29 protein-coding genes are annotated in these 25,251 nt (G+C 64.7%); 7 read left to right on the forward strand and 22 right to left on the reverse strand.

Features of this window, described 5'->3' with window-relative positions:
* Positions 1–134: 134 nt before the first annotated feature.
* The 7 genes from AC0L58_RS08400 to AC0L58_RS08430 all read right to left on the reverse strand — a co-directional run bounded on the left by AC0L58_RS08400 (position 135) and on the right by AC0L58_RS08430 (position 6,303).
* Positions 135–1,391 carry an NADH-quinone oxidoreductase subunit D gene (locus tag AC0L58_RS08400; RefSeq protein WP_473688470.1) on the reverse strand — a complete coding sequence of 419 codons (1,257 nt, stop codon included), beginning with the start codon at positions 1,389–1,391 and terminating at the stop codon, positions 135–137.
* Position 1,392: 1 nt separating this feature from the next.
* Positions 1,393–2,121: an NADH-quinone oxidoreductase subunit C gene (locus tag AC0L58_RS08405; RefSeq protein ID WP_473688471.1), complete on the reverse strand. Its 729-nt coding sequence runs from the start codon at positions 2,119–2,121 to the stop codon at positions 1,393–1,395.
* Between the two features lie 9 nt (positions 2,122–2,130).
* A complete protein-coding gene (locus tag AC0L58_RS08410; RefSeq protein WP_473688472.1) occupies positions 2,131–2,688 on the reverse strand; it encodes a NuoB/complex I 20 kDa subunit family protein in 558 nt (185 codons plus the stop codon).
* A complete protein-coding gene (gene ndhC / locus AC0L58_RS08415; protein WP_473688473.1) occupies positions 2,679–3,035 on the reverse strand; it encodes an NADH-quinone oxidoreductase subunit A in 357 nt (118 codons plus the stop codon). The genes AC0L58_RS08410 and ndhC overlap by 10 nt, the downstream gene beginning before the upstream one ends.
* A 269-nt stretch (positions 3,036–3,304) precedes the next feature.
* Positions 3,305–3,658: a PilZ domain-containing protein gene (locus AC0L58_RS08420; protein ID WP_473688474.1), complete on the reverse strand. Its 354-nt coding sequence runs from the start codon at positions 3,656–3,658 to the stop codon at positions 3,305–3,307.
* Positions 3,659–3,764: 106 nt separating this feature from the next.
* Complete coding sequence (locus AC0L58_RS08425) at positions 3,765–4,694, reverse strand: EAL domain-containing protein (RefSeq protein ID WP_473688475.1); 930 nt, start codon at positions 4,692–4,694, stop codon at positions 3,765–3,767.
* Positions 4,642–6,303 carry a sensor domain-containing diguanylate cyclase gene (locus AC0L58_RS08430; protein ID WP_473688646.1) on the reverse strand — a complete coding sequence of 554 codons (1,662 nt, stop codon included), beginning with the start codon at positions 6,301–6,303 and terminating at the stop codon, positions 4,642–4,644. The genes AC0L58_RS08425 and AC0L58_RS08430 overlap by 53 nt, the downstream gene beginning before the upstream one ends.
* A 141-nt stretch (positions 6,304–6,444) precedes the next feature.
* Between AC0L58_RS08430 and AC0L58_RS08435 the strand changes: the two genes are divergently transcribed.
* The gene (locus tag AC0L58_RS08435; protein ID WP_473688476.1) at positions 6,445–6,645 is read left to right on the forward strand and encodes a hypothetical protein; all 201 of its coding nucleotides are present in this window, start codon (positions 6,445–6,447) and stop codon (positions 6,643–6,645) included.
* A 152-nt stretch (positions 6,646–6,797) separates the two neighbouring features.
* Here the strand turns inward: AC0L58_RS08435 and AC0L58_RS08440 are convergent, their stop codons facing one another.
* From AC0L58_RS08440 to AC0L58_RS08500, 13 genes are all read right to left on the reverse strand, one after another.
* Positions 6,798–7,766, reverse strand: coding sequence for a PIG-L deacetylase family protein (locus tag AC0L58_RS08440; protein ID WP_473688477.1), 969 nt, complete (start codon positions 7,764–7,766; stop codon positions 6,798–6,800).
* The gene (gene holB / locus AC0L58_RS08445; RefSeq protein WP_473688478.1) at positions 7,766–8,701 is read right to left on the reverse strand and encodes a DNA polymerase III subunit delta'; all 936 of its coding nucleotides are present in this window, start codon (positions 8,699–8,701) and stop codon (positions 7,766–7,768) included. Before holB ends, AC0L58_RS08440 begins: the two co-directional genes overlap by 1 nt.
* On the reverse strand, positions 8,698–9,339 hold the full coding sequence (gene tmk, locus AC0L58_RS08450) for a dTMP kinase (RefSeq protein ID WP_473688479.1): 642 nt from the start codon (positions 9,337–9,339) through the stop codon (positions 8,698–8,700). The genes holB and tmk overlap by 4 nt, the downstream gene beginning before the upstream one ends.
* On the reverse strand, positions 9,336–10,370 hold the full coding sequence (mltG, locus tag AC0L58_RS08455) for an endolytic transglycosylase MltG (protein ID WP_473688480.1): 1,035 nt from the start codon (positions 10,368–10,370) through the stop codon (positions 9,336–9,338). Before mltG ends, tmk begins: the two co-directional genes overlap by 4 nt.
* Positions 10,367–11,182, reverse strand: coding sequence for an aminodeoxychorismate lyase (gene pabC, locus AC0L58_RS08460; RefSeq protein ID WP_473688481.1), 816 nt, complete (start codon positions 11,180–11,182; stop codon positions 10,367–10,369). Before pabC ends, mltG begins: the two co-directional genes overlap by 4 nt.
* Positions 11,183–11,193: 11 nt before the next feature.
* Positions 11,194–12,537 (reverse strand): aminodeoxychorismate synthase component I, encoded by a 1,344-nt coding sequence (locus tag AC0L58_RS08465; protein ID WP_473688482.1) that lies wholly within the window; start codon positions 12,535–12,537, stop codon positions 11,194–11,196.
* 14 nt (positions 12,538–12,551) lie between these two features.
* Complete coding sequence (gene fabF / locus AC0L58_RS08470; RefSeq protein ID WP_473688483.1) at positions 12,552–13,790, reverse strand: beta-ketoacyl-ACP synthase II; 1,239 nt, start codon at positions 13,788–13,790, stop codon at positions 12,552–12,554.
* A gap of 232 nt (positions 13,791–14,022) precedes the next feature.
* Positions 14,023–14,262: an acyl carrier protein gene (acpP, locus tag AC0L58_RS08475; protein WP_007513179.1), complete on the reverse strand. Its 240-nt coding sequence runs from the start codon at positions 14,260–14,262 to the stop codon at positions 14,023–14,025.
* Positions 14,263–14,533: 271 nt separating this feature from the next.
* Positions 14,534–15,277 carry a 3-oxoacyl-ACP reductase FabG gene (fabG, locus tag AC0L58_RS08480; protein WP_473688484.1) on the reverse strand — a complete coding sequence of 248 codons (744 nt, stop codon included), beginning with the start codon at positions 15,275–15,277 and terminating at the stop codon, positions 14,534–14,536.
* A gap of 64 nt (positions 15,278–15,341) precedes the next feature.
* The gene (gene fabD / locus AC0L58_RS08485; RefSeq protein ID WP_473688485.1) at positions 15,342–16,289 is read right to left on the reverse strand and encodes an ACP S-malonyltransferase; all 948 of its coding nucleotides are present in this window, start codon (positions 16,287–16,289) and stop codon (positions 15,342–15,344) included.
* Between the two features lie 142 nt (positions 16,290–16,431).
* Complete coding sequence (locus tag AC0L58_RS08490; protein WP_473688486.1) at positions 16,432–17,406, reverse strand: beta-ketoacyl-ACP synthase III; 975 nt, start codon at positions 17,404–17,406, stop codon at positions 16,432–16,434.
* Between the two features lie 158 nt (positions 17,407–17,564).
* On the reverse strand, positions 17,565–17,759 hold the full coding sequence (gene rpmF, locus AC0L58_RS08495) for a 50S ribosomal protein L32 (RefSeq protein ID WP_473688487.1): 195 nt from the start codon (positions 17,757–17,759) through the stop codon (positions 17,565–17,567).
* Between the two features lie 83 nt (positions 17,760–17,842).
* Positions 17,843–18,322, reverse strand: a complete 480-nt coding sequence (locus tag AC0L58_RS08500) for a YceD family protein (RefSeq protein WP_473688488.1) — start codon at positions 18,320–18,322, stop codon at positions 17,843–17,845.
* Between the two features lie 196 nt (positions 18,323–18,518).
* On the opposite strand from AC0L58_RS08500, the gene AC0L58_RS08505 reads away from it, so the two are divergent.
* The 6 genes from AC0L58_RS08505 to AC0L58_RS08530 are packed head-to-tail and all read left to right on the forward strand — an operon-like array spanning position 18,519 to position 24,142.
* The gene (locus tag AC0L58_RS08505; protein ID WP_473688489.1) at positions 18,519–18,974 is read left to right on the forward strand and encodes a hypothetical protein; all 456 of its coding nucleotides are present in this window, start codon (positions 18,519–18,521) and stop codon (positions 18,972–18,974) included.
* Positions 18,974–19,570: a Maf family protein gene (locus tag AC0L58_RS08510; protein WP_473688490.1), complete on the forward strand. Its 597-nt coding sequence runs from the start codon at positions 18,974–18,976 to the stop codon at positions 19,568–19,570. The genes AC0L58_RS08505 and AC0L58_RS08510 overlap by 1 nt, the downstream gene beginning before the upstream one ends.
* 57 nt (positions 19,571–19,627) lie before the next feature.
* Positions 19,628–20,584 (forward strand): AAA family ATPase, encoded by a 957-nt coding sequence (locus tag AC0L58_RS08515; RefSeq protein ID WP_473688491.1) that lies wholly within the window; start codon positions 19,628–19,630, stop codon positions 20,582–20,584.
* Positions 20,584–21,537, forward strand: coding sequence for a DUF58 domain-containing protein (locus AC0L58_RS08520; RefSeq protein WP_473688492.1), 954 nt, complete (start codon positions 20,584–20,586; stop codon positions 21,535–21,537). The genes AC0L58_RS08515 and AC0L58_RS08520 overlap by 1 nt, the downstream gene beginning before the upstream one ends.
* Positions 21,534–23,501 (forward strand): transglutaminase TgpA family protein, encoded by a 1,968-nt coding sequence (locus AC0L58_RS08525; RefSeq protein ID WP_473688493.1) that lies wholly within the window; start codon positions 21,534–21,536, stop codon positions 23,499–23,501. Before AC0L58_RS08520 ends, AC0L58_RS08525 begins: the two co-directional genes overlap by 4 nt.
* 47 nt (positions 23,502–23,548) lie before the next feature.
* Positions 23,549–24,142 (forward strand): Slp family lipoprotein, encoded by a 594-nt coding sequence (locus tag AC0L58_RS08530; protein WP_473688648.1) that lies wholly within the window; start codon positions 23,549–23,551, stop codon positions 24,140–24,142.
* A gap of 63 nt (positions 24,143–24,205) precedes the next feature.
* On the opposite strand, the gene AC0L58_RS08535 is transcribed toward AC0L58_RS08530, so the two are convergent.
* Positions 24,206–24,550: a histidine triad nucleotide-binding protein gene (locus AC0L58_RS08535; protein WP_473688494.1), complete on the reverse strand. Its 345-nt coding sequence runs from the start codon at positions 24,548–24,550 to the stop codon at positions 24,206–24,208.
* 38 nt (positions 24,551–24,588) lie between these two features.
* Positions 24,589–25,191, reverse strand: a complete 603-nt coding sequence (gene recR, locus AC0L58_RS08540; protein WP_473688495.1) for a recombination mediator RecR — start codon at positions 25,189–25,191, stop codon at positions 24,589–24,591.
* Between the last annotated feature and the right edge of the window lie 60 nt (positions 25,192–25,251).

Consider the following 25,251-nt stretch of genomic DNA (forward strand, 5'->3'; position numbering starts at 1 on the left):
GAGTGGGCCAAAGCCAACCCGCATCACGACGATTCCAACTTCACTGCAGCAGTCGCGGCTGTTCAAGACGTCTTGACTGAAGCCGCCGCGACGCGCTCCACCCATTCCCGATTCCCGATTCCCGATTCCCTTGCTCACCGATCCACCTCGCCGAACACGAGGTCATAGGTTCCGATCATGGCCACCACGTCGGCGAGCATGTGGCCGCGCACGATGGTGTCCATGGACGAGAGGTGGGCAAAACCTGGTGCGCGCAGGTGCACGCGGAACGGCTTGTTGGCGCCATCTGAAACCAGGTAGCAACCGAACTCGCCCTTGGGTGCCTCGACTGCGCAATAGGTTTCGCCGGCCGGCACGCAATAGCCTTCGGTGAACAGCTTGAAGTGGTGAATGAGTGCTTCCATGCTCTCCTTCATCTCGACGCGCGACGGTGGCGCCACCTTGAAGTTCTTGACCATCACCGGGCCGGGATTGGCCTTCAGCCATTGCACGCACTGGCGAATGATCCGGTTGGACTGGCGCATTTCTTCGACGCGGCACAGGTAACGGTCATAACAATCGCCGTTGACGCCGACCGGAATGTCGAAGTCCATCTCGGCATACTTCGCATAGGGTTGCTTCTTGCGCAGATCCCATTCGACGCCGGAACCACGCAGCATCACGCCGGTCATGCTCCACTGCTGCGCCAGTTCGGGCGAGATCACGCCGATGCCGACGGTACGCTGCTTCCAGATGCGGTTGTTGGTAAGCAGTTCCTCGTATTCGTCCACCTTGGTCGGAAAATCGGCGGTGAACGCATCGAGGTAATCCAGCAGCGAACCCTCGCGCCAGCTGTTGATGCGCTTGAGGTCGTTGCCCTTGTGCCACGGCGACTCGCGGTACTGCGACATCTGCGCGGGCAAGTCGCGATAGACGCCGCCGGGACGATAGTAGGTGGCATGCAGGCGCGCACCGGAGACCGCCTCATACACGTCCATCAGCTCCTCACGCTCGCGGAACGCGTAAAGGAATACCGCCATCGCACCCAGGTCCAGACCGTTCGAACCAATCCACATCAGGTGATTCAGGATGCGGGTGATCTCGTCGAACATGGTGCGGATGTACTGCGCACGCTCCGGCAGCTCGATCCCCAGCAAGGTCTCGATCGAACGCACATAGGCGTGCTCGCTGCACATCATCGAGACGTAGTCCAGACGATCCATGTAACCGATCGACTGGTTGAACGGTTTGGACTCGGCCAGCTTTTCGGTGCCCCGGTGCAGCAGGCCCACATGCGGATCACAGCGGACGATGGTTTCGCCATCCATCTCCATGATCAGACGCAGCACGCCATGCGCAGCGGGATGCTGCGGACCGAAGTTCATCGTGTAATTGCGGATTTCCTGCGCCATCTCAGTTCTCCCGCCATTTGTCGGCGGCTTCGGCCTCGGCCTGCATCAGGTCGGCATCGTCACGAATCGTGCGCGGGACCAGCACCCGCGGTTCGATCGACACCGGTTCATAGATGACACGCTTCTGCTCGGGGTCGTAGCGCACTTCGACGTTGCCGATCAGCGGGAAGTCCTTGCGGAACGGATGACCGACGAAACCGTAGTCGGTAAGGATCCGGCGCAGATCCGGATGGCCATCGAAGATGATGCCGAATAGATCGAAGGTCTCACGCTCGAACCAGTTCACGCCCGGCCAGACCGACGTAAGCGACGGCAACAGCGGCAAGCCATCGTCCTCGCAAAACACACGCAAACGCAGGCGTCGGTTGTGCTCGATCGAAAGCAGGTGGATCACCACGGCGAAGCGACGCGGCTGATGACCACCACGCGGGCGTTCGGCCCAGCTGAAACGCCCCTGCGCCTGGCCCTCGACGCCACGCGAAAAGCCGGTGCCGGAAACCGTTTCGGTGTCCCATTCGGTCTGGCCATAGCCGAGGTAATCGATGCCGCACAGGTCGGTCAGCTCACCGAACGAAAACGCCGGCTCGTCACGCAGCGCCGTCGCCACCGCGACGAGATCGGCCGCAGCCAGTTCGGCGGTGATTTCACGGCGTACCGTGCCGATGTCGAGCGTGTCGCCGAATCGGGCAGCAAGCTGATCGGCCAGCGAGGTCGCGGATGTATCAGACATGTCAGAGCCTCACGAACGCGCGATGGTGCTGGTGCGGCGGATTTTCTTCTGCAACTGCAGGATGCCGTGGATCAACGCCTCGGCCGTCGGCGGGCAGCCCGGCACGTAGATATCCACCGGCACGATGCGATCGCAACCGCGCACCACCGAATAGGAGTAGTGGTAATAACCACCGCCATTGGCGCAGCTCCCCATCGAGATCACCCATTTCGGCTCGGGCATCTGGTCGTAGACCTTGCGCAGGGCCGGAGCCATCTTGTTGACCAGGGTGCCGGCCACGATCATCACGTCGGACTGGCGCGGGCTGGGACGGAAAATCACGCCATAGCGATCCAGATCCAGACGTGCCGCGCCGGCGTGCATCATTTCCACCGCGCAGCAGGCCAGGCCGAACGTCATCGGCCACATCGAGCCGGTACGCGCCCAGTTCATCAGCTCGTCCATGCGCGCGGTGGCGAAACCACGCTGCACCACCGGGTTGTCACCGGCCGGACGCAGGATGTCGTCGACCACGTTCAACGGCTGCGGGTTGTGCATCACCCGGCTGATGGAATCGATCACTCCCATTCCAGCGCTCCCTTCTTCCAGACGTAGGCAAAGCCGATGATCAGCAGCAGCAGGAACAATCCCATCTCGATCAGGGCGATCATGCCGATCTGCTGGAACACCACCGCCCACGGAAACAGGAAGGCGATTTCCAGATCGAAGATGATGAACAGGATGGCGAGCAGGTAATAGCGCACGTCGAAGCGCATGCGGGCATCCTCGAATGCCTCAAAGCCGCACTCGTAGGGCGCAAGTTTTTCCGCCTCGGGACGACGCGGACCGGCCAGCAGGCCGATCACCAGCAGCACCAGGCCCAGGCCGGTGGCAACGCCGATAAACAAGAGAACAGGCCAGTATTCGGCAAGCACGATGCAACGTACCTCCGCGCCACAAGGCGCATCAGTGACCGATGGGAACTTGGATCAAGAACTTACGGTCCGGCGACTTCAATTCGGCAGGCCGGCGCGGCGACGTGCCGCTCGGCCACGCTGGTGGATGGGATCCGCAAGCGCCCGATGTTTCACGAAGCGATCTCGCGAATCGACGCATTGTATCAGCGCGCAGGGGTACAACAAGCCTTGACGATCGCCGCGTTGCCAACTAGCGCACCGCGACGGACCGTCCGCAGGCCGCTGCGTCACATGGTCTGGGTGGGGCGTTCCGAGTTCAGCGTACCGGCAAGGATGTTCTCGATCCGGCTGCGGGCAGCCTCGGCATCGCTGGATTCGTTGAAATGAATGCCGATGCCCGCCGTACGGTTGCCCTGCGCGCCGACCGGGCTGATCCAGACCACCTTGCCGACCACCGACAACCTTTCGGTTTCGTCGGCCAGGGTCACCAGCAGCACCACTTCATCACCCAGCGCATAAGGCTGGGCGGTTGGCGCGAACAGCCCACCGTGCTTCAGAAACGGCATGTACGCGTTGTACAGCGCTGCCGCATCCTTGATTTTCAGCGAAATGATGCCTTGACGGGCTGCCATCGGTTTCATGCCTGACTCCTGCCCGGGCGTACACGAAGCCCGGTCCACGATGATGATCTTAAAGGCTGCGCGGTCACTGCACCACTGGGGGCACTGCTGGCGGTAATCGGGGGCGTCATTCGCCGGCAGTCTGACTGGAGAGCAGCAATTGACGTTCATCCACCAGATTGCCCCACGACGCGGGAGGCACCCAACCGGCCACCCATGCAGGTACCGCCGAAGCCGCCATCGGCCGTGATATGGAGAAACCTTGCAGTTGGTGGCAGCCCAGCGATGCCAGCAGGTCGCCCTGCAGCGGGGTTTCCACACCCTCTGCAATCACCGCCTTGGCCAGCATGCGCGCAGTGGTGATCACGCCTGCCGCAATCGCCATGTTGCGATCATCGTGAACTATGTCGCGCACGAAGCTCTGGTCCAGTTTGATGTGTTCGATGTCGAGTTGCTGGATGTGGCTCAGTGATGCCGACCCGGTACCGAAATCATCCAGGCTGACCCGGATGCCGCGCCGCCGGCATTCCTCGATGACTACCTTGGCCCGCGCATGATCCATGCTCGGCCCGGTCTCGGTGACCTCGATGCCGAACCCCACATCCATCACTTCCGGATAGGCGTCGAGCGCAGAGTCGATATCGGCGAAAAAGGCCGGGTGCAAAAGATGACGCGTGCTGATGTTCACCGAAACCGGAACCGGCACACCGGTGCGCAACCACCCCTGGCAACATCGCAGCGCTTCGTCCAGCACATAGCGACCGATCGGCCGGGCCAGCTGCGGATCGTCCAGCACATGCATGAAGTTGACGGGACTGATCAGGTCCTGCTCGCGGTCGTTCAGGCGCAGCAGCGCCTCCATCCCTGCCACCCCGTTGATTCCGGGCAGACCATCGATGTAGACAATCGGCTGAAACAGCAATTGAAGGCGCGACTGTTGCAGGGCCTGCGCGATCCGCTCACGCATCGCCTGCAAGCGCACCTGTTCCAACTCCATCGCCGGCTCATACAGCGACCCCCTGTCCTTGCCCTCTTCCTTGGCCTCGTACATCGCCATGTCGGCATGCCGGACCAGGCCTTCGCAATCCGATTCGTCGATCGGAAAAAGAGTCCAGCCTATGCTGGCGGACAGGCAGAATCTGCTCGTCCATCAGATTGAAGGGAGCCCGCAATGCCTGCAGGATGCACCGGCTGATCACGTCCAATTGCTCGCGACTGTCCAGACCGGGAATCAGCAGGGCAAACTCGTCGCCTCCGAAACGAGCCAGCACATCGGCCTCACGCAGCATGCCCCGAATGCGGGAGGATGCTTCGGCCAGAATCTGGTCCCCGCCACTATGTCCGGCGCTGTCGTTGACGCTCTTGAATCGGTCCAGGTCGAGCACGCCAACCGCCAGCAGCGAATGCTCCTGTTTCGCGCGGGTTCTTGCCCGCTCCAGCAGATCAAACAGCAGGCGGCGATTCGGGAGGCCGGTGACCACGTCATAGAACGCGAGCCGTTCCACGTTGGCCTCGTGCAATTTTCGTTCAGTGATGTCGTGCTGCTGCCAAATCCACCCACGTGCCGCGCCATCGATCCGGATCGGCATGAAGTCGCGCAGGAGGATGCGCCCGCCAGCCAGGCGCACTTCCTCGCCCCTCAGCATCTCGTTGCGAGCGACGATATCGGTGACGCGCGCCAGCTCCCTGACCGGGTCCTGATAGGCATGACTGATTCGGGCATGGAGGGCGTCGGAAGCCTGACCCTCCAGTTCAGCCGGTGTCTCTTTCAGCCCGAACAGCTCGCAGAACGCCTCGTTGGCGAACTTCACCAGACCATCCTCGGCAACCACCAGTACGCCCGAATACTGGTTGGAGAGGATGGTGCGGACATGTTGAAGGTTGAAGCGCAGGTCTCGTTCGGCCAGAAGCCTGGCAGCCTGCGCGCGCTGCATCTGCATGCCCAGACCGATCTCGACTGCCATTTCCAGGAATACCCGGGACTCGACCGGCGTGAAGGCGTCAGCCTGTGCAGCACCGATCACCAGGGCCCCCACGATGGCGTCATTCACGCGCAACGGCAGCGCCAGCACCGCGCCCACTTCCACATCGCTGTCCTGCAGCGGCCAACCCGGCGACACGCCAGGGTTGCAATGCGCAATACACAATTCACCACGAGCCAATGCAGTGACGACCGCATCCGTCTTGTGTGCCGGCCCAGCCAGCCTCAGCTGGGCACCTGGCGCGACGACGTCGTCGAGACCGGCATGGGCACACAATCGCAGAGTCGTCGTGTCGTCGCCCTCCAACAGCCCGATCCAGGCAAAACGATAGCCACCGACGCGACATGCCACGTCGCTGCTGCCTGCCAGCAGTGCCGCCTCATCCGCACTGTGAGAAACCACCTTGATCAATTCACTGAGCAAGCGCAAGGCACGCCGCTGGCGCCCCTCCTCCTGCACGGATTGCAGCAACAGACGACGTTGCGCCTGTGCTTCCAGCCCCAGCCCGATACTTGCCGCCGCCTGCTGCAAGAGTTCGGTCACCGCCTCGGAAAAGAACCCGGGATCGGCCGCGCGCATCACCAATCCGGCACGCACCTGGCCGGAAACCGTCACCGGGATCGCCAGCGCCGAAGTCACCTCGTGCCGAACATAGGCGGCACGCAGCTTCTCCAGGCCGGGCACGCTGCGCAAGTCCGCCTCCATCTGCGGCATCCCGCGCCAGAACGATGGCCGCACCAGCGACAGGGGTGTCTGTTCGGGATAGAGGTCCCGCAACTCGGCAGGCACCACCGCCGGGGCAATCCGCCGGAACCAACCGGCCTCGTGATCGACCTCGCCAACCATGACCAATACGGCGCCAAGTCGCCGCTCCAGCACTTCGATGATCGCTTCGTACAACTCAGGCGGCTCAACCGCGCGAACGAGCAACTGGCCAATATCGGCCAGCGCAGCGTAGTGACTCTCGCTGGATGCAGCTTTTGCCTCCGTGTTGACCTGCATCGAATTCGGACCCTGAGTCTGTGATCAGTTGCCACGCGGGCACGAGCCATGCACTACCGACCAACCCACTCCAGCCGGATCGTCGACCCGCGTCCACTGCCGCGCAGCAGCGGCAGAGGCGCAAGAATGATCATGTTCTGCGTACCCCGGCCTGCAAGCTAGCTTGGTCACCCGGGCTATGCAACCGGATTGCTGGGGGGAGAAGTCTGTGTCTGCAATTCGCACCAACCCCAGTGATCAAAGATCCACGGCGAAGGCAGCTTGAACGACAGCCTGACGAAGCGTGGTGCCGCCGGCCCGGGGCCGGGCAGCAACAGCTGAAACCTTCCGTCCGCGGCCTCCTGCAGGGGGGCTTCAGGCCAGGACCAATCCCGGGCACCGCTCGCGTCGACCACGCTCAGCCGCAAACATCGTCGCAACCAGCGCGGAGGCCGCCACGGCAAGCTGGCCAGCGCCAATGATCCGTCACCTGGGTCCGTGTAGCGTTCGGGCCGGGCCGCCAGTCGATGCAGTCGCTTGCAGCTCAGCGCAGTCTGGCTGCTGTGTGCCCCCAGCGCCTCAATCTTGGTCGCTTGCTGCGCAGGCACGGGCGAGATCTCGACGAAATCGCCTTCACCCGGACTGCCATGCACCAGGTACGCGAGCAGTGTCGGTACGGTGGGGTGCCTGGTCAGCGCCAGTCGCACCAGCACGTGAGCGGCGCTGTGATCGGGGTGACGGTCGCTCAGCGACGGCAACGCGATCAGGTCGGGCCCGAACTGCGCCATGGTTTCGCCGATGACTGCCACCGCCTCGTCGGTCGCCTGCAACAACATTTCGGTGACGCCCAGGTCGGACCAACCAAGTGCTTGCAGACCCGAGGGCGCAATCCCCAGGGTTGCCAATGCCTCCTGCAGCTCTCCGTGGCGCCGCCGCGCCCAGCGTTGGCGATCCCCGCTCCGAATGCGCCATCGGTGCTCCAGCCAGCGCTGTGGCCATGGATTGTTGTCACCCGCGGTCAGAAGCAGGATGCGCACCTCGCCGCCGGCGGCTCGAACCTGTTGAATCAACAGTCCGGTAGCGATCGTTTCGTCATCCGGGTGCGGCGCCACCACCAACAGTCGGGTGTGCGCGGAAATCGCCGGCATGCCCGCCGGCGTGCCCATCAGCGCCACCGAGCCAGCAATTCCAACAACAACAGATCGGCGCGCAAGGGGCCGCGCAGGCCCTCGCGGGTGCGATTCACTGCGCCATACCACCCGGCGAGTGCCTCGGCATCCAGCGCGCTCCCCAATGGCGGGGCGCTTTGCCGCGAGCGCGCCCGCAACTCGTCCGCCACTGCCTGTGCGGCAAACCACAGTCGCTGCACCGGCTCGTCGTCCAGCCAGCGTTTCACTACTTCGATCGGCTGACCGCGCCCCGCCGCCAGCGCCGCCAGGTCCTTGCGCACTTCCGCACGCTGTTCGAGCGCGCCCTGGCCCGCCCACGCCGCAGCCAGGCCTGGATTGCCACCCGCCGCCGCCAGAGCGGCCTGCCCATCGTCAATGCCTTCGCCCTGCAACCAGCCCAGCGCAGCGGCAGTTTCCGGCAAGTGAAACTCGATCCGCTGGCAGCGGCTACGAATGGTCTGCGGCAAACGCCAGGGCGAGTCTGCCAGCAGGATCAGCATGGTCTGCGTTGCTGGTTCTTCCAGGGTCTTCAGCAAGGCATTGGCTGCCGCCGCATTCATGGCGTCGGCAGGATCAATCGTGGCGACCTGCCAGCCACCCAGTTGGCTGCGCATGGCCAGTCGGGCCGACAGTTCACGGATTTGGTCGACCACGATTTCCGTGCGCGGCGTGCCGTCCCGGCGCAGACCGAAACTGAGCCCGACCAGATCCGGGTGCGATCCCGCCTCGATCAGCAGGCAACTGCGGCAGCGCCCGCAAGCCTCGCCGCCCACGCTGTCGTTGCACATCAGACCATGGATGAAGCGCTGGGCGAACGCACGCTTGCCCAGCCCAGCCGCACCGCACAACAACAGGGCATGCGGCAATGCGTCCCTCTGGCGACGCGCCTGCAGCCGCGACCACTGCTCCGCGTGCCAGGGCTGCACATTCATGCCGGCAGTCCGTTCAACCATGCGGTCAAGGCGCGGGTTGCCGTTTGCAGCACCACGGCAGCGGGTTGACTGGCATCAATCACGCGAAAACGCTGCGGCTCGCCAGCCGCGCGTTCACGATAGCTCGCGCGCACACGCTCGAAAAACGCGTCCGCCTCGACCTCGATGCGGTCCGCCTCGCCCCGACCAGCCGCCCGCGCCCTGCCGGTGGCCACCGGCAGGTCGAGCAGGAACGTCAGGTCAGGCCGGACACCATCACATGCCCAACGCTCCAGTTCCGCAATGCGCGTCGACGGCTGGCCGCGGCCGCCGCCCTGGTAGGCAAAGCTGGCATCGGCATAGCGGTCACACAACACCCATTGGCCGGCTGCCAGCGCCGGCTCGATTACCTCGCGCACCAGTTGGGCGCGCGAGGCAAACATCAAAAGCAACTCCGTCTCCGCCGCCAGTCCGCGCAGCGCCGGATCCAGCACGATGGTCCGCACCGCCTCGCCTACGGGCGTGCCGCCGGGCTCACGGGTCTGCACCACCTCGATGCCGCGCGCTTCAAGAGATTCCCGTACTCCGGCAAGCAAGGTGCTTTTGCCGGCACCCTCGCCACCCTCCAGACTGATGAATTTGCCGCGAGACGCAGTCATCGGCAGCGCTTCCGTTGATAGCAGTCGACGTTGCGGTTGTGCTCGGCCAGCGAACTGGCGAATACGTGGCTGCCGTCGCCGCGCGCCACGAAATAGAGCGCATCGCCCGGTGCCGGATGCAGCGCCGCCTCGATCGCCGGTTTGCCCGGCAGGGCAATCGGGGTCGGCGGAAGTCCCGGGCGCGTATAGGTGTTGTATGGCGTATCGGTGGTCAGGTCACTCTTGCGGATATTGCCGGAGTAGCGCGCGCCCATGCCATAGATCACGCTGGGATCGGTCTGCAGCAGCATGTGATCGCGCAGGCGTCGCACGAATACGCCGGCAATCCTCGCCCGCTCATCGGCCCGACCCGTTTCCTTTTCCACGATCGAGGCCAGGATCAGCGCATCGTATGGCGTGGCCAGCGGCAGATCCTTGTCGCGGGTTGGCCACAGCGCGGCCAGGGTCTCCTGCATCGCGACATGGGCGCGGCGAAGGATGTCCAGGTCGCTGTCACCCTTCACGTAGGCGTAGGTCTCGGGCAGGAAACGACCTTCGGGAGCCTCGCCAGCCGCGCCGATCTTCTGCATCACCGCCGCGTCGTCCAGTCCCGTGCCTTCATGCTTGAGCATTTCGGCATGCGCCAGCGCCTGGCGCAGCTCGGCGAAGGTCCACCCGTCCACGATCGTGAAGTTGCGTTGCAGCACCTTGCCGGTGGCCATGTTGGCAAGCAACTGACGCGGCGTGATGCCACTCTTGAGCGCGTATTCGCCGGCATGCAGCTTGCCGGCCACGTGCATCTGCTCGGCCAGCAGGCGCCAGTACCACGGGTTGGCCGTGGTCAAACCCTGCCGCTGCAATTCGGCAACCACGCCCTTGAAGCTGGTGCCCCGACTGACATCGATACTGCGCTGCTGCGTCACGTTCAGCGGCGTCACGCTGAACCGGTGGTAGTCGTTCCAGCCGAAAACCGCCGCCACCACGGCCGCCAGCAGGACCAGCAGCAGCAACATGCGCAACCAGACGCGCCCACGCATCGAACTTTCAATCATCCACCCTGCTCCATCGGAAATCCCAGGTTGCGCCAATATTGTTGCAACTGCCGAGTCACGGCGCCCGGCACCAGGCAGCAACCATCCACTGACTGTACCGGCAGAATGCCTCGCACGCTCGAGGTGAGGAAGATTTCGCTGGCGGCGAGCAGGTCCCGCACGCTGAGCTCGACAACCCGCGTCTGCGGAAGCGCTGCCAGCACCTCGGCTCGCGCCACCCCGGCCACGCCACAGCGCTCCAGTGCGGGCGTGAGCAGCACACCATCGATGACGGCGAACACATTGGCCATGGTCGCAGAAATGACCCTGTCCCCGCGATCGAGCAGCAGCCCCTCGGCGATCGCCGGGTCACTCCACTCGGCACGCGCCAGCACCTGCTCAAGCCGGTTCAGGTGCTTGATGCCGGCGAGCAGCGGCTGCTCGGCCAGGCGCAATTCGCACACACGCATGCGCAAGCCACTGGAATAAACCTCGGCACTTGTCGCAGGCGGGGCGAACGCGGCGACGATGCGACCCGGCTGCGGCGAACTCGGCAAGGCATAGCCACGCTCGCCGACGCCCCGGGTCACGGTGATCCGCGCCACCGCCTGCGCCATGCCGTCGCTGGTGTATTGCACCTCGCGCCAGAGCTGCGCCGCGCTCGGCGCAGGAATGCGCAGGCGCGCGCAGCCTTCAAGCAGGCGCTGCATGTGGCGTGGCCACAACGGCGCCTGTCCGTTCACCACGCGAAGGCTCTCGAACAAGCCGTCGCCATAGGTGAGGCCGCGATCCAGTGCACTCACCTGATCCGTGGGGATACCGTTGACCAGCATCCGCGCCGCCGTCACGCCTTCGCCCCCAGTGCCCGCAGCAGTCCCCGCGCCTTGGCGCGGGTCTCGTCCAGCTCGCTGCTGGCCACCGAATCGGCGACGATGCCAGCGCCGGCGCGCAGGCTTGCCTCGTTGCCGACCAGGGTCAGTGTGCGAATAAGTATGTTCAAATCCAGCTCGCCATTGCAGTCCAGGTAACCCAGCGCACCGGTATAGGCGCCACGCGGCGTCTGCTCCAACGCGGCGATGATTTCCATGCAGCGCACCTTGGGACAACCGGTGATGGTGCCACCGGGGAACGTCGCCGCGATCACCCGGCCCGGCGTGACCTCGGGCCGCAGTCGCCCGCGTACATTGGACACGATGTGGTGAACGTGGGCGTAACTCTCCACCATCATCAGTTCGTTGACCTCGACCGTACCCGGCACGCAGACGCGGCCCAGGTCGTTGCGCTCCAGGTCGATCAACATCACGTGTTCGGCGCGTTCCTTGGGGTGCGCGCTCAGTTCGCGGATGCGTGCCGGTTCGTCATCGTCCGGCAGGCGGGCGCGGGTGCCGGCGATCGGACGCGTCTGCGCGAAGCCGTCACGCACTTCGACCAGCCGTTCCGGCGAAGAACTGAGCACGGCCCAACCCGGCTGCTGCAGAAGTCCGGCGAACGGCGCCGGATTGGCCTGACGCAAGGCGTCGTAAAGCGATGCGGGCTCCGGAGCCGTGGCATAGCGGGCACGCCAGCCGCGCGACAAGTTCACCTGGAAAATGTCACCCGCGTAGAGGTGTTCGTGAATGCGTCCGACACCCTGGAGAAAATCGTCAGGCGCGTCCTCGTGGCACGACTCGAGCGCCGGCAAGCCCGGCCATGTCGCTGGCGCTGCAAGATCAGCCTCAAGCACGTCGAGCAGGTGTTCGTGGCCCGCCTCGGCTACAAGGATCGTGCAGTCAAGCAGGTGGTCGATGATGATCGCGGCCGGACAACGCACGGCCAGCGCCACCGGCAATTCCACTGACGCCGACAGCACCAGGCTCGGCTCGATCTCGCCAGCGAGCTCGTAGCTAAGCAACAGCACCCAGCCGCCATGAAACGGCAAGCCATCGTCACTGCTGACCTGACGCTCGGAACGCCATGCATGGTCCAGCGCATCGAGAAATCCGCCGTGACACACGGCACCCCTGCCGTCGCGCACCACGCCATCGGCGGCAAGGACAAGTCGATCGCCGGGAAATGCGAACAGGATGTCGTAACGCGACTGGGCCGAGCCATGCAGGACGCTCTGCAACAGGCAGGGGTAGCGTTCCGGAAAGACCGCGGCCGGCGCGAGCAGGTCGCGCCGGCCGTCCAGACGGCGATGGCCACTCATGCCCGATCTATCGATCAGGCGCGGCGGAAGACCAGCGTGCCGTTGGTACCACCGAAGCCGAACGAGTTGGAAATCGCCACATCAAGCTTTGCCTCGCGTGCCGTGTTCGGCACGAAGTCGAGATCACAGCCTTCGCCCGGCTCGTCGAGGTTGATCGTCGGTGGCAGGACCTGGTCGCGCAGCGCCAGGATGCTGAAGATCGCTTCGACACCACCCGCGGCGCCGAGAAGATGGCCGGTGGTGGACTTGGTCGAGCTCATGGCCAGTTTGTGTGCGTGCTCGCCGAACACTTTCTTCGCCGCCATGACCTCGCCAAGGTCGCCCAGGGGCGTGGACGTGCCGTGTGCATTGACGTACTGGACTTCGGCGGGATTGACACCTGCATCATCGAGCGCGGTCTGGATGCAGCGCGCGGCGCCCTCACCCCCTTCGCTCGGCGCGGTCATGTGGAATGCATCGCCGCTCATGCCGAAACCGACCAGCTCGGCGTAGATGCGTGCGCCACGCGCCTTGGCGTGCTCGTACTCCTCCAGCATCAGCACGCCGGCACCGTCAGACAACACGAAGCCATCGCGATCCTTGTCCCATGGGCGGCTGGCCTTGGTCGGCTCATCGTTGCGGGTGGACATGGCCTTGGCCGAGCAGAAGCCGGCCATCGCGGTACCGGTGGTGGCGAATTCCGCGCCACCGGCGATCATCGCATCCGCATCGCCATACTGGATCATCCGTGCGGCCAGCCCGATGTTGTGGGCGCCGGTGGTGCAAGCCGTGACGCAGGCGATGTTCGGGCCCTTCAGGCCGAACATGATCGACAGTTGTCCGGACACCATGTTGATGATCGAACTGGGCACGTAGAACGGCGACACGCGGCGCGGCCCCTTGGCCGCCAGTTCCAGCGTGGTCGCCTCGATCGTGTACAGGCCACCGATGCCGGCACCCACGGCCACGCCGACGCGCGGCGCATTCGACTCGGTGATCTCCAACCCGGAATCACGCAGCGCCTGGGTACCCGCCGCCACGCCGTAGTGGATGAACGGGTCCATCTTCTTCACGTCCTTGGCCGCCATCCATTCGGCCGGATCGAAGCCACTGACCTGACCGGCGATGCGCGTGGTGTAGGCAGAGGTATCGAAGTGGGTGACCGGGCCGATACCGCTTTCGCCCTTGACCACACGACTCCAGGCGCTGGCGATGTCGTTGCCGACCGGCGAAATGATGCCCATGCCGGTCACTACTACTCGACGCTTGCTCATGCTTTGTTCCTTCGTGATTCCCTGGAACCCCGGCGCCGGACGGTCCGACAACAAGGTTCCTGAAAAGATCATCCAGTCCAACCGAGAGTGCAGCACACGCACCATACGGAGTCGGACGTTACGGATTGCAGAAACGAAAACTGCGCCAAACTGGCGCAGCATTCAATACCACCCATCCAGACCGGCCCGCTTGTGGCGCGCCAGACTGGATGGTGTGTCGCCACCGGACTGATCAGTCCTTGGAGTGGGCCTTGATGTAATCGACGGCCTGCTGCACGGTGGTGATCTTCTCGGCGTCTTCGTCGGGAATCTCGGTCTCGAACTCTTCCTCGAGTGCCATGACCAGTTCCACGGTGTCCAGCGAATCCGCACCCAGATCATCCACGAACGACGCGTTCGCCGTGACTTCATCTTCCTTCACGCCCAACTGCTCGACGACGATTTTCTTGACGCGCTCTTCGATGGTGCTCATGTTGCCCATACCTCTCAAGGAGTGATTGTTTGTCGGTGCCGGCCGGATGCCTGCAAAAGACCGGCCGCATTGTAGTGGCTAAACCCGCAGGCCGCCACGATCCGTCGGTGATGACACGACACTCGTGCCGTTGGCGCCGACGCGAAAGCGCAATTGTCGCCTAAAACGCGGCCGCTGGCGACAATTTTTCTGCATGGCCTCCGGGATCTTGTCGGAGTTGCGAGAAATCGGCTGCAAATGTGCCTGCGCAGCCCACGAATCCGATGCACTGCTAAGCCATGTACATGCCACCGTTGACATGCAGGGTTTCACCAGTGATATAGGCGGCCGCCGGTGAAGCCAGAAAGGCCACTGCCTTGGCAATGTCCACCGCCTCGCCCAGACGCCCCAGCGCGATCTGTCCCAGCAAGGCCTGTTTCGATTCCTCGGGCAAGGCGCGCGTCATGTCCGTGTCGATGAAGCCGGGTGCCACGACGTTGACCGTGATGCCGCGTGTGCCGATTTCACGCGCCAACGACTTCGAGAACGCGATCACGCCGGCCTTGGCCGCGGCATAGTTGGCTTGACCGGGATTGCCGGTAAGGCCGATCACCGAGGCGATCGAGATGATGCGGCCTTTGCGCGCCTTCATCATGCCGCGCATCACCGCCTTGGACATGCGGTATACCGAGGTGAGGTTGGTGTCGATGATCGCCTGCCAGTCTTCGTCCTTCATGCGCATCAGCAACTGGTCGCGGGTGATGCCGGCGTTGTTGACCAGGATCGACACCGCACCGAATTCCTTCGCGATGCCATCCATGAGCGCCTCGACCGCCTGGCCGTCGGTGACGTTCAGTTCGCGGCCATGTCCGCCGTGGGCAGCCAAGCGCTCGCCGATGGCGGCAGCACCACCCTCACTGGTCGCCGTGCCGATCACGGTAGCGCCCAACGCAGCCAACTCGTCAGCGATCGCCGCACCGATACCGCGACTGGCACCGGTGACCAGCGCGATTTCACCTTGCAGGGACTTGTTCATCGTTCAAAATCCTCGGGAAACGAAAATGGGGACGCCGGGAGCCAGCGAACCTGCAATCCTGGCATCAAAGCCACTCTGCGCGCACCGCATCCAGCTCGGCGGGCGTACCGATCGGGCGTGCCTCGATGCTCTTGTCGATACGCTTGATCAAGCCGGAGAGCACCTTGCCAGGACCACACTCGACCACCCGTGTGGCACCCGCCGCCGCCAGCGCCTGGACGCACTCGGTCCAGCGCACCGGCATATACAGCTGCTGCTGCAATGCACCGCGGATTTCCTCGATGGTGGCGTAGCTGCGCGCCTCGGCATTCTGGATCACCGGGATCGCCGGGAGCTGCCAGTCAACCGCAATCATGCGCTCACCCAGCCGATCGGCCGCCTCGCGCATCAAGGCACAATGCGATGGCACCGATACCGCCAGCTTGATCGCTTTCTTCACACCCAGTTCGGCCAGCTTCGCAATCACGCGATCGACCGCCTCGACATGGCCGGCAATCACCAGCTGACCGGGCGAATTGAAGTTGGCCGGCGCCACCACCTGCCCCTGCGCCATGTCCTCGCAGACGCTCGCAATCTGCGCGTCATCACCGCCCAGGATTGCCGCCATGGCGCCGACACCGGCAGGTACGGCTGCCTGCATCAGGCGACCACGCTCGGCCACCAGCGCCGCCGCGTCATGCAGCGACAAGGCGCCAGCACACACCAGAGCGCTGTATTCACCAAGACTGTGCCCGGACAACTGCGCCGGCTGCGCGCCGCCCAGCTTCTGCCATACCCGCCACACCGCCACACTGGCCGCCAGCAACGCCGGCTGCGTGTTCTCGGTGCGGTTGAGCTGCTCGTCCGGCCCCTGCTGGCTCAGCGCCCACAGATCGAGCCCGGCCCCCTGCGACGCCTCGTCAAAGGCGGCTTGCACCTCGCCATGCACTGCGGCCAGGTCAGCCAGCATGCCGACCGATTGCGAACCCTGGCCGGGAAAGATGAAGGCAAGCGAAGTGGAATTTGAGCTCATGGGCACGCTGGTTCCTGAGGCGAAAGCCACCATGGTGCCAGCATCGCGAGCCATACGCAGCTGTATACACCGATCCCGGTCACGGAAAACACGATGCCGCCTTGCGGGCGGCATCGGTAAATCGCATGGAAGCGCCTGAATCTCAGTAGCGCAACAGCGCCGAAGCCCAGGTGAAGCCGCCACCGAATGCCTCCAGCAACAAGTTCTGGCCTCGCTGCACCTTGCCCGATCGCACCGCGTAATCCAGCGCCAGCGGCACCGAACCGGAAGAGGTGTTGGCGTGTTTGTCGACCGTGACGATCACGCGGTCCATCGACATCTTCAGCCGCTTGGCCGTGGCGTCAATGATGCGCAGATTAGCCTGGTGCGGAATCAACCAGTCAATATCCGACTCCTGCATGCCGGCGGCTGCGAGCGTCTCGCCCACCAGCGAGTCGAGCGTCTTCACCGCCACTTTGAACACCTCCCGACCAGCCATGCGGATGCGCACGCCATGGTTGGGCTCGTCAGTGAAGCCGACGGACACACCTACGGGGTTGTACAGCAACTCCTTGTGACCACCATCCGCATGCAGGCACGTGGCATAGATGCCGGGCTCGCTGGAACCTTCCAGCACCACCGCACCGGCGCCGTCACCGAACAGCACGCAAGTCTCGCGTTCGCTCCAGTCGACCATCCGGGTCAGCGTCTCGGCACCGATCACCAATACCTTCTTCGACTGCCCGCTGCGAATGAACTTGTCCGCCACCCCCAGCGCGTAGACAAAGCCCGAGCACGCCGCGTTGACGTCGAACGCCGCACAGCCGTTCGCACCGAGACGGTGCTGCACGAGGCAGGCAGTGGACGGAAAAATGAGATCCGGAGTGGTGGTGCCCAGCACGATCAGATCGAGTTCGGACGCCTTCACGCCAGCTGCTTCAAGCGCGTTCTGCGCGGCACGGAAGGACAGGTCCCCGGTGGTCTCGCCATCAGCTGCGATGTGTCGCTGGCGGATGCCGGTGCGGGTGCGTATCCATTCGTCACTGGTATCGACGATCTTTTCCAGATCGGCATTGGTCACGACGCGCTCGGGCAAGGCGCTGCCGGTGGCGATGATGCGGGTATAGATCTGGGTCATTCAACTGTCCATCGGCAAGAACTTCGGCACCGGCCTGCAGCCGGCGGCAGTAAACGGTACGTTACGTTCCCGTGCGCCGGAACGCAAAACGGCGCGTTGCCGCGCCGTCTGGGGTGATCGTCCAGCGGAAGCTCCAGGGTGGAACCCCCGCAAGCCGGTCAATCCTCGACCGACACCGCGGCCTTGGTCTCGATCACTTTCTTGCCACGATAGTAGCCGTCCTTGGTGACGTGATGGCGCTGATGCACCTCGCCACTGGTCGGATCGGTGGACAGCTGCACGGTCTTCAGCGAGTCGTGCGCACGACGCATACCGCGGGTGGAAGGGGTACGGCGGCTCTTGGCAACGGCCATGGTAGTTCTCCAACTGAAACGTGGTGGTAAATCGGGATGATCTTGCATCAAACGACCCGGATCTCAGCGACCCGGGCCAGCGGCTATCTCTTCAGTTCGCGCAACACCGCGAACGGATTTTCGGAGCGTCCTTCGCCGGCGGGTTCCCCACCCGGATCCAGACCTGTCACTTCGTCGGGCAGGCTGCTTTCCGGATTGACCGGAACCAGCGGCAGCGCCAACAACAATTCGTCCTCTATCACATCGGCCGGACACAGGCGGCCATCCTCAGCCACCAGCAACGGCTCGTACTCCGGCGGCAAGCCCGCCTCGTCGCGCTCCTGGCTGATCAGTCCCAACCGGGTCTGCACCGCCACCGGCAGCGCGAAAGGCTCGAGTGTTCGCTGACAGATCAGGGTCAACGGCGCACTCGCGCGAACTTCCACATAGCTCGTGCCAAGGTTGTCACGCCCGAAATCCAGCTCGAAACTCACCTCGCCATCGGGGCTTGCAAGCGCCTCGCAGAGGCGTCGCAGGCTTGCGATGGAAAGCGTTCCTTCGAATGAACGCCGCGCCGAGACCATGCGCCAAGCGTCCACGGACTCTGGCAGCGTCACGGACATAATCGCGGAATGGTAGGTTTGCCGGGCCTGGAAGTCAACCAACCCGATAGATGGCGCAGGGGCCGACAGCCGACGCCTTCGCCCATATTTTGCCTGATCCCGCCCCGATGCGGCAGACTGGCCCCCCGCGACCGACAGGCTCCTGGAACCCCTGCTCTTGAATTCCTATCTGACCTTCGGCGTGGCCGCGTGCTTCGTCATCCTCGTCGTTCTGACCGCCGGAGCCATGCTGTTGCGCCGCCGCCAGAACCGCCGCGCCGGCTGCCTCCGCGATCTGCTCGACCTGGCCGACAGCCTCGAAACCGACCTGAAGACCTGTCGCTCCGGGCTGCAGCAGGCGCATGCGGTGATGTCGCTCAATCCGGATCTGCCGGCCGCCAGCGAAGAGGAGGCACGCCATGCCGTCGACGCCGGCCTGCGCGCGCTGCTGCAACAGCGTCTGTGGATCCGCGACCGCGCTGCCCACGCCAGCCAGAGTGAGCTTGACCGCGCCGCCACGTCGATGCGCGATGCCCGCGCCCGCCTGCAGCCCCTGCTGCAGGCCCTTGGCCAGGCACAGACCGACCTGAACAACGCCATGCGCGAACAGATTCGCCGCGAACCCGACCACTGATGCCCCCTCCATCCGCACCATTGCGCATCGTGCTGGGGTCGACCTCACGTTATCGTGCCGAGCTGCTGCGACGGCTGCTGCCCGATTTCGAACAGGTGGCACCCCGTACCGACGAGTCGCCACTGCCGCACGAAGCCCCGTCCGCACGAGCATTGCGACTCGCCATCGCCAAGGCCGAAGCGGTCGCCCGGTCATGCGGCGACGCGCTGGTCATCGGCTCCGATCAGGTGGCCGAGGTCGATGGCGTGGTCCTGGACAAACCCGGCAGCAGCGAACGCGCCTGCGCCCAGCTTGCCGCCAGCTCGGGCCGTAGCGTGCGCTTTCACACCGCGCTGTGCCTGCTCGATACACGCCAGGGTCGGAAACAGACGTACCTAGACGACACCCGGGTTCGTTTCAGGGACCTGGCGCCGGCCGAAATCGCGCGTTACGTCGAACGCGAACAACCACTGGATTGCGCCGGAAGCTTCAAGTGCGAGGGTCTCGGCATCAGCCTGTTCTCGACAATCGACAGCAACGACCCCAGTGCGCTGATTGGCTTGCCGCTGATCGCACTGGCCCGCCTGCTGCGTGACGCAGGCGTCGCCGTGCCGTGAGGGCCGCGGCTACACTGCAGCCATCACTGCTCAGCTTCGCGCCCACGAATCGATCCCATGACCGAACGCACCGCCTCCGCCATCAGCCAGCTCCACGATGACCCCCTGTCCCAGCGGCTGGGCGCCGCGATCGCGCAGGTCAACCGCGTGCTGCTGGGCAAGCCGCACCAGGTGAAACTGGCGTTCACCTGCCTGATCGCCGGCGGCCACCTGCTGCTGGAAGACGTGCCCGGTGTGGGCAAGACCACGCTGGCGCATGCGCTGGCTGCCACGTTTTCGCTGGAATTCCAACGCGTCCAGTTCACCAGCGACCTGCTCCCGTCCGACATCATCGGTGTCAGCGTGTACGAGCGCGAAACGGGTCAGTTCCGCTTCCACCCCGGGCCGATCTTCACCGGCTTGCTGTTGGCCGACGAGATCAACCGCGCCAGTCCGAAGACACAGAGCGCCCTGCTTGAGGCGATGGCCGAGAACCAGGTCACCATGGATGGCCAGACGCACGCGCTGTCACGACCGTTCTTCGTCGTCGCCACGCAGAATCCGCTCGATCTCAACGGCACCTTTCCGCTGCCCGATTCGCAGCTGGACCGCTTCATGCTGCGCCTGTCGCTGGACTACCCGGACGCCAGCGCCGAACGCGCCCTGCTGACCGGCAGCGACCGCCGCGACCTGCTGGCCCAGCTCACTCCGCAACTCGATGCCAGCGCGCTGGTCGCCCTGCATGGCCGGGCGCAAGCGATCACTGCCAGCGGCGCCCTGCTCGACTACCTGCAGGCCTTGCTGGCGGCCAGCCGGCGCCACGCCGATATTCGCGCAGGCCTGTCGCCACGCGCGGGACTTGCCCTGCTTGGCGCGGCGCGCGCCTGGGCCATGCTCAGTGGTCGCGGTCATGTGCTGCCCGAAGACCTCCAGGCACTGTTCGTCCCGCTGGCCGCGCATCGCCTGTTGCCGACTCGCGGCGCCGAAGGCACGACGCTGGCCCGGCAACTGCTCACCGAGGTCGCGGTGGACTGATGCCTGGCCTGCTGCAGCGACTGCAACGCTGGGCAGAAGGGCGCCTGCCCGCGCTCACCCGCTACCGCCGCGCCGAGCACCTGCCGATCGAACTGCACCGACGCCGCATCTATATCGTGCCGACCGGATTCGGGCTCGGCTTTTCCATGTTGCTGCTGGTGATGCTGGTCGGCGCGCTGAACTACACCAACAATGCGGCGCTGCTGCTCACCTGCCTGCTCGGCGCCGCGAGTGCGGCCAGCATGCTGCTGGCATTTCACGCACTCGATGGTTTGCGCCTGGAGCATGTGCGCGCCGCTCATGCCATTGCGGGCGAGCCGATCGAGCTGACCCTCACGATCCAGTCCACCCGCGCACGCAGCGCGATCCGGCTGGATCTGGGCAACAGTTCCGCCGCCTACGCACTGGATGGCCGCGATGCCACTCACGTGAAGCTTCGGCTGCCTACCGAGCGGCGCGGGTGGCAACCCCTGCCCCGGCTGCGAATGTGGAGCAGTTGGCCACTGGGCATGTTCCGCGCTTGGAGCTGGCTGCATCCCGATCAGGCGGTGCTGGTGTGGCCCCGCGCCGAAGCGGCGGGTCCCGCACCGGGGGCGCTGGCTGAGGATGCCCGCCACATGCGCCTGCACCGTGGTGAGGAACTGGCCTCGCTGCGTGACTACCGGCCGGGCGACCTGCAACGCCATATCGCGTGGAAAGCCAGCGCCCGCCACGATGACTTGCTGGTCAAGGATTTCGAACAACCCCGCAGCCAACCCCAGTGGCAACTGGACTGGCGCCAACTGCACGGGATGGACCATGAGTCGCGCATCGCGCGGCTGGCCCGCTGGTTGAACGAGGCGCAGTCGAGGCGCTGCAGCTACAGCTTGTGGCTGCCGGGCAACGAGATCGGCAGCGGCAGCGGTCCGTTGCACTATGCGCGCTGCATGGACGCGCTGGCGGGTCTGCCGTGAGCCTGCTTCAGTCACGCAAACCTCCGCCCGCTGCCGTGGGTCAGCGCAGTTTCGACCTGTTGAGCTTGAGCATGGCCTTCGTGCTCGTCGTCAACGCCGCGCACTTGCCGTGGTGGCTCAGCGTGGCTCTGGCGTTCATCCTGGGCTGGCGCTGGTGGCAACGACGTCAGCGCAGCGGCCGGGTCCCGGGCTGGATCAAGCTGCCCTTGTTGGTGCTGCTGACCCTGGCGGTGATCGTGCAGTACGGCAACCTGTTCGGACGCGCGCCGGGGACGGCGCTGGCGATCGGGCTGCTGGTTCTCAAATTGCTGGAAACCGAGTCCCAGCGCGATGTACGCGTCGGCGTCAGCTTTGCCTGTTTCACGCTGATGACCGCGCTGCTGTTCGATCAGGGACTGATCAGCACGGTGGTGATCGCGTTGGGGTTGTTACCGACTTTGGCGACCCTGCGCTCGCTGGAGCCGGCGCAGGCAACGGCCAACCTGCCGCGCACCTTGCTGCCCGCACTCACTTTGCTGGCATCGGCCTTGCCGCTGGCGCTGCTGGCCTTCGTGCTGGTGCCGCGCCTGAGCTCGCCGTTGTGGGGTGCTCCCTCGCAGGACCAGGCCCGTACCGGGCTCAGCGAGCGCATGAGTCCGGGTGGCTTTACCGAACTGCTGATCGACGACCACCCGGCCATGCGGGTGACATTCGACGGTGCGCCACCGCCGCCCGACCAACGCTATTTCCGCGCCTTCGTGATGGCTTACTACGATGGCGTCAGCTGGACTTATCGCGACACCGGCCACCAGCCGCCCGTGGCGCTGAACGTGGCGCACAGCATCCACTACCAGATCAGGCTGTTGCCGACCCACCGCCGCGTGCTGCCCACGCTCGACGTGCCCATCGACGCGCCTGCAGACGCCACGATGCGTCGCGATCGGGTCGTGATCGCGGCCAAACCGGTCAACGATGCGGTCAGCTACAGCCTGAACTCCGCCACCGCGTACCAGCTGGAGCCCCGGCTCGGCATCCACCACGAGCGCTGGTTGCAACTCCCCGCCGGCTTCAACCCGCGCACATTGGCACTGGGCCGCTCATGGCGACAGCGCTACGGCAATGACGATGCAGCCATCGTGCATGCCGCACTCGCCCTGTTTCACGACGGCGGCTTTCGCTACACGCTGGCGCCCGCGCCACTGGGTCGCGACGCCATGGACGATTTCCTGTTCGATACGCGGGAAGGTTTCTGCGAACACTATTCGTCGGCGTTCACGGTGCTGATGCGTGCCGCAGGCATCCCCGCGAGGGTCGTGACCGGCTACCAGGGCGGCTACTGGAACAAGCTCGGCAATTATCTGCTGGTTCGCAACTCCGACGCGCACGCCTGGAGCGAGGTCTGGCTGGCCGGTCGCGGGTGGGTGCGGGCCGACCCCACCGGCGCCGTGCGTCCGGAACGGGTCAGCCTGGGCGCCGAAGCGGCGGCGGGTGACCAGCTTGACTGGTATCGCAGGGATTGGCTTCAGGGTTTGCGGAATCGCTGGGACGTTGTCAACCGATGGTGGGACCAGGGCGTTGTAGGTTTTGACGCGCTTCGTCAACGCGGCTTGTTGACCCCGTTCGGCATCCGCGACACCGATACCGCGACGCTTGGTGTGCTGCTGGCTATCGGCAGCGTTCTGTTCATCGCGATCGGCTTGGCGTGGGCCTTGCTGCGACGGAAGCCACCTGATCCGTTGCGCGATGCGCTGCGCGAACTGGAGCGAAAGCTGGCGCGCCGAGGCATTGCGCGTCGCGTCGGCGAAGGTCCGCAGCATTACCTGGGTCGTGCGGCGCGAGCCTTGCCGGCGCAGCGCGAGGAACTGACGGCATTGACGAGGCGTTACCTGGATCTGCGCTACGCTCATGATGAACCGCCGCCTGAATCGGTCCACGCGTTTCGACGTGCAGTGCGGGATTTTCGGGCAAGGAACGTGGTCAAATGAATATCAACGCGATGGCACACGCCATCAAGCCTGACGGAGAAGCCTTCATGTCCCTTTATCGTCCGCTCACTCTCGTCGCTGCCATTGCCGTGCTGGGTGGCTGCGCGACGATCCCCAAGCCGTTGGAGGGCAACTACGCCAACATCACCACCAGCAGCGCGCAGCAAGGTGGCGCGGGCGGAACCCAGGTGCGCTGGGGCGGCGAGATCATCAAGACCGAACCCGGCCCGCAGCAAACCTGCTTCTACGTGCTTTCCCGCCCGCTGGACAGTCAGGCACGCCCGGAATCGGGCAATGCTGGTGAGAGCGAAGGGCGCTTCGTCGCCTGCCGCGCTGGCTTCTACGACCCGGAGGTGTTCACCCGCGGTCGCGAGCTGACCGTGACCGGCACCTTGCACGGTACCGTTTCCAAGAAGGTCGGCGATTACGATTACGCCTACCCTCGGGTCGAAGCCAACGTGGTCTACCTCTGGCCGAGGCGCCCGCGTTACGTGGAGCGCCCGGCACCTTTCTACGACCCGTTCTGGGGCCCGGGCTTCGGTCCGTACTGGGGCGGTCCATGGGGCTATCCATACTGGGGTGGCCCACGCGTGATCGTGGTGCGGCCACCAGCGCCACCACCGCCGCCGCCGAAGAAGTAACCGCATTGCGAAAAGAAAACGCCGGCGCAAAGCCGGCGTTTTCTTGTGTGGATTGCGCTCGCGTCAGCCTGGCGGCCAATGCAGCCGCCGCCCCGCCAGCAAGTGCACGTGGATATGGAACACGGTCTGGCCACCGTCCTCGTTGCAATTGATCACGGTGCGGTAGCCCTGCTCGGCAAAGCCTTCCTGCCGGGCATAATCCGCCGCGGCCAACAGCAGCTTGCCAAGCAGGGCCGCCTGTTCCGGGGTGGCATCGTTGAGCGTGGCCAGCGCTTGTTTGGGGATGAACAACACATGCACCGGCGCCTGGGGGTTCACATCACGGAATCCGAGCACGTCATCATTCTCGAAAACGATGTCGGCGGGAATCTCGCGACGGATGATCTTGCTGAAAATGGTCTCGTTCATTTCTGTTCCCTCGATGATTCGAATCCACGCCCACTGAATCAGTCCAGCACTTGTCGGCCACCGAACGCATGCGCCAGCGTCCCGCGATCGACGTACTCGAGTTCTCCGCCCAAGGGTACGCCGTAGGCCAGCCGGGTCGGCCGCACTCCGCCCGCCCGCGCCAACTGGGCCAGGTAGTGGGCAGTCGCATCGCCCTCCACCGTGGGATTGGTGGCAATGATCAACTCCTCGATCTCGCCCTCGCCCAGGCGCTGGGTCAACTGCGCCAGGCCCAGTTCCTCCGGCCCCAGTCCATCCAGCGGCGACAGCCGGCCCATCAATACGAAATACTGGCCGCGATAACCGGTGGCCTGCTCGATCGCCGCCAGCTCGGTCGGCGACTCCACCACGCACATCACCTGACGATCGCGGCTGCTGCTTGCGCACAGCGTGCACACCGGATCCTCGCTGAAATTGCGGCAGCGCTCGCAACGGCCGATCTGCTCCATCGCCTGCGCCATCACGCTGGCAAGTTTCAATCCCCGCTCCCGCTCGCGCTCCAGCAGATGAAACGCCATCCGCTGCGCACTCTTGCCGCCCACGCCAGGCAGGCAGCGCAGTGCTTCGATCAGTTCGGCAAGGAGAGGGGAACCGGATGACATGGATGATCCGAGAAGTGAGTGAAGAGGAGTGAGAAATGAGAGAAAAAGCGAAGAGCGGCA

It is taken from the genome of Rhodanobacter sp. G2-10 (assembly GCF_055809185.1).